Genomic DNA, 1503 nt, shown 5'->3' with positions numbered 1-1503 from the left:
TACCCACATTCATGTGAAAAACTCAACACCCCACCCAAACAAAGAATCACCCAATACCCCAATAAAAACCCCAATAAAAAAGGTTCCGACGCGCACACATGCTTCACATTCCAGGAGCCATACCGGAGGCATCACCAGAAACCCAGCCATTTTCTAGGATTTCAAAATCGCATCCTTTTTTCGCGTAGCACTCTTTAAGAGCAAAGCAGGCGAACAGAGCAGCAAATTCCTTCATTGTTACCGACTCCTTTCAACCAGGAAAGTCAGGAGGAGCCCACAAACACTGGGCTCCTCCATCACAATTATTAGTTGTACTATTCAGTTCAAACAGAATGTGTTATTGACTAGTGGCGATAATTTCACGCGCCCTCGCCACATGCTTTTCTTTCTCTTCTTTCAACTGGTTAAGCTTCGCCTGGTTCTTCTCAATGAGAGGCCCCTGGTAGGATGCCTCAATATCACCCAGACGCTGAGCCATACCAACCTTCTGATTACATTCCGCTTCGATAGTTGCGAGGCGAATCACTTCTTGAGTTTTTTCCTCCTCACTCTTAGAACTTACGTCAATATTGGACGTCTCTTGACTACCCCACGCCTGGTCATCCTTGCGTGGTGTTAACCCATTGCTCTCTAGGCAGCTCCACCATTCAGAGCGAACTTTATTCCATTCCGGATCACTTTTCGCACTCGCATAGGCTTCCTGTCTAAGCCGGTAAGCGAAAGAGTCATTGTCATTCTCGTATTCAATTTCTTTCAACTGATTGGCACTTTCCTTGCGACATTCCTTCCTAATCTCTGCCGGTATTTTCTCTGCCGCCTGCGTGCGCTCTCGAGACTTTTCTTCATTGAAATATCCATACTTCTTGGCATATTCAACATTCCAGGCACCATATATATTACTGTGCTGATCATCAGAGAACACAGGGACAGCATCAGAGTATCCCTTAGCTACATAACATACTTGCATGATACGGGCGACCGCCTCATTAATTACAGCCCTTGACGCATCGTCATAGTCATACTCATCCAGGGGAAGAGTAATCAAATTATTCGCGTAATCGAGCTTGGCTTTATACTCAGAATTTGAGGCACCTCCCTGAGCGCATGAAGACAGCAAAAGCGCGCCTGCTAGGGCAGTGATTGTGAATGCACTACTTTTATGCAAGAGCACACCCTCCTTTCAGAGTGGAAGAAAAACTTAAAGCAGGAAAGCATCCTGTCCCTCTACCACCATTCACCTAGCAATACACATACCTAACTGAGCTAATCCGGTCATCCCAAGTCTCGCCCCAATGGAGACCCTCATGGCTTAGACCCCGCAGATAGTTGAGGTCGGAAGAAGAATCAAACCTGCGACCCCTATAGTGGCTGTCTTCGTAATAGCGCCACCGGCACCCATCAGAATGCAATGAAGATGCACGGTCATTCATCCAACCCAGATGAGGGTTATCCCAGGTGTACATACGGGACCCAAGGAAATTGGCATCCGAATAGAAAGTAACA

General features: G+C 46.7%; 2 protein-coding genes. Both read right to left on the bottom strand.

Features of this window, described 5'->3' with window-relative positions; genetic code table 11:
* Window positions 1-103: 103 nt before the first annotated feature.
* The gene (locus HMPREF2919_RS09320; RefSeq protein WP_256370613.1) at window positions 104-235 is read right to left on the bottom strand and encodes a hypothetical protein; all 132 of its coding nucleotides are present in this window, start codon (window positions 233-235) and stop codon (window positions 104-106) included.
* 102 nt (window positions 236-337) lie between these two features.
* On the bottom strand, window positions 338-1171 hold the full coding sequence (locus HMPREF2919_RS00800; protein ID WP_049338606.1) for a hypothetical protein: 834 nt from the start codon (window positions 1169-1171) through the stop codon (window positions 338-340).
* Window positions 1172-1503 lie beyond the last annotated feature (332 nt).

Origin of the sequence: Rothia sp. HMSC068E02 (assembly GCF_001813565.1) — a bacterium.
In the GTDB taxonomy this organism is placed as follows: domain Bacteria; phylum Actinomycetota; class Actinomycetes; order Actinomycetales; family Micrococcaceae; genus Rothia.
The sequence above is the reverse complement of the archived record's forward strand: the minus strand, read 5'-3'. Positions and strand labels throughout refer to the sequence as shown.